The sequence below is a fragment of the Cytobacillus massiliigabonensis genome, assembly GCF_900199725.1.
GTDB lineage: Bacteria > Bacillota > Bacilli > Bacillales > Cytobacillaceae > Cytobacillus > Cytobacillus massiliigabonensis.
On sequence record NZ_LT904903.1, the window covers coordinates 361,380 to 363,879 of the forward strand.

The 2,500-nt window shown below is 51.5% G+C and carries 1 rRNA gene and 3 other annotated features (1 of these 4 running past the window's edge); the gene reads left to right on the top strand.

Annotation, left to right across the window (positions count from 1 at the left end):
• Positions 1 to 2 precede the first annotated feature (2 nt).
• Positions 3 to 152 (top strand) — a sequence feature (16S ribosomal RNA rRNA prediction is too short).
• 53 nt (positions 153 to 205) lie between these two features.
• Positions 206 to 348, top strand: a sequence feature (16S ribosomal RNA rRNA prediction is too short).
• Between the two features lie 11 nt (positions 349 to 359).
• Positions 360 to 1,334 (top strand) — a sequence feature (most likely nonfunctional fraction of RNA operon).
• 341 nt (positions 1,335 to 1,675) lie between these two features.
• Positions 1,676 to 2,500, top strand: a 23S ribosomal RNA gene (locus C1726_RS07945) (it continues 2,109 nt past the right edge of the window).

Genomic DNA, 2,500 nt, shown 5'->3' on the forward strand with positions numbered 1-2,500 from the left:
TGAAAGATGGCTCCGGCTATCACTTACAGATGGGCCCGCGGCGCATTAGCTAGTTGGTGAGGTAACGGCTCACCAAGGCGACGATGCGTAGCCGACCTGAGAGGGTGATCGGCCACACTGGGACTGAGACACGGCCCAGACTCCTACGGGAGGCAGCAGTAGGGAATCTTCCGCAATGGACGAAAGTCTGACGGAGCAACGCCGCGTGAGTGATGAAGGTTTTCGGATCGTAAAACTCTGTTGTTAGGGAAGAACAAGTACCGTTCGAATAGGGCGGTACCTTGACGGTACCTAACCAGAAAGCCACGGCTAACTACGTGCCAGCAGCCGCGGTAATACGTAGGTGGCAAGCGTTGTCCGGAATTATTGGGCGTAAAGCGCGCGCAGGCGGTCTTTTAAGTCTGATGTGAAAGCCCCCGGCTCAACCGGGGAGGGTCATTGGAAACTGGGAGACTTGAGTGCAGAAGAGGAGAGTGGAATTCCACGTGTAGCGGTGAAATGCGTAGAGATGTGGAGGAACACCAGTGGCGAAGGCGACTCTCTGGTCTGTAACTGACGCTGAGGCGCGAAAGCGTGGGGAGCGAACAGGATTAGATACCCTGGTAGTCCACGCCGTAAACGATGAGTGCTAAGTGTTAGAGGGTTTCCGCCCTTTAGTGCTGCAGCAAACGCATTAAGCACTCCGCCTGGGGAGTACGGCCGCAAGGCTGAAACTCAAAGGAATTGACGGGGGCCCGCACAAGCGGTGGAGCATGTGGTTTAATTCGAAGCAACGCGAAGAACCTTACCAGGTCTTGACATCCTCTGACAATCCTAGAGATAGGACTTTCCCCTTCGGGGGACAGAGTGACAGGTGGTGCATGGTTGTCGTCAGCTCGTGTCGTGAGATGTTGGGTTAAGTCCCGCAACGAGCGCAACCCTTGATCTTAGTTGCCAGCATTCAGTTGGGCACTCTAAGGTGACTGCCGGTGACAAACCGGAGGAAGGTGGGGATGACGTCAAATCATCATGCCCCTTATGACCTGGGCTACACACGTGCTACAATGGATGGTACAAAGGGCTGCAAGACCGCGAGGTTTAGCCAATCCCATAAAACCATTCTCAGTTCGGATTGCAGGCTGCAACTCGCCTGCATGAAGCCGGAATCGCTAGTAATCGCGGATCAGCATGCCGCGGTGAATACGTTCCCGGGCCTTGTACACACCGCCCGTCACACCACGAGAGTTTGTAACACCCGAAGTCGGTGGGGTAACCGCAAGGAGCCAGCCGCCTAAGGTGGGACAGATGATTGGGGTGAAGTCGTAACAAGGTAGCCGTATCGGAAGGTGCGGCTGGATCACCTCCTTTCTAAGGATGAAATGAAGTCTAACTTCATTAAAAGACGTCTCTTGCTTTGTTTAGTTTTGAGAGAACTAACTCTCAAAACTTGTTCCTTGAAAACTAGATAACAAATTGACAAGACATCATAAAGTAAACTCTTTTTTAAACAATCTTAGGTTTTTCTCTTGTTTAATGATTTTTTATAATCAAAATAAGAGCACAAACCATGAGGGCAATGAGAAGCAAGTAGTTCAAGGAAACGATTGAGGAAACACCGGAACGTGCGTAGTTGGCACGTGAGGATGTTGACGAATGAGTTGACGCAGAAATACGCAGCTTATCATTGACCGAAGTAGGTTAAGTTAGAAAGGGCGCACGGTGAATGCCTAGGCACTAGGAGCCGATGAAGGACGGGACTAACACCGATATGCTTCGGGGAGCTGTAAGTAAGCTTTGATCCGGAGATTTCCGAATGGGGGAACCCTCTATCCGTAATGGGATAGAATCTTTACCTGAATACATAGGGTAATGAAGGCAGACCCGGGGAACTGAAACATCTAAGTACCCGGAGGAAGAGAAAGCAAACGCGATTCCCTGAGTAGCGGCGAGCGAAACGGGATTAGCCCAAACCAAGAGGCTTGCCTCTTGGGGTTGTAGGACACTCTACACGGAGTTACAAAGGAACGAGGTAAATGAACAGGTCTGGAAAGGCCGGCCAGAGAAGGTAAAAGCCCTGTAGTTGAAACTTCGTTCCCTCCAGAGTGGATCCTGAGTACGGCGGGACACGAGAAATCCCGTCGGAAGCAGGGAGGACCATCTCCCAAGGCTAAATACTCCCTAGTGACCGATAGTGAACCAGTACCGTGAGGGAAAGGTGAAAAGCACCCCGGAAGGGGAGTGAAAGAGATCCTGAAACCGTGTGCCTACAAGTAGTTAGAGCCCGTTAATGGGTGATAGCGTGCCTTTTGTAGAATGAACCGGCGAGTTACGATTACATGCGAGGTTAAGTTGAATAGACGGAGCCGCAGCGAAAGCGAGTCTGAATAGGGCGAATGAGTATGTGGTCGTAGACCCGAAACCAGGTGATCTACCCATGTCCAGGTTGAAGTTCAGGTAACACTGAATGGAGGACCGAACCCACGCACGTTGAAAAGTGCGGGGATGAGGTGTGGGTAGCGGA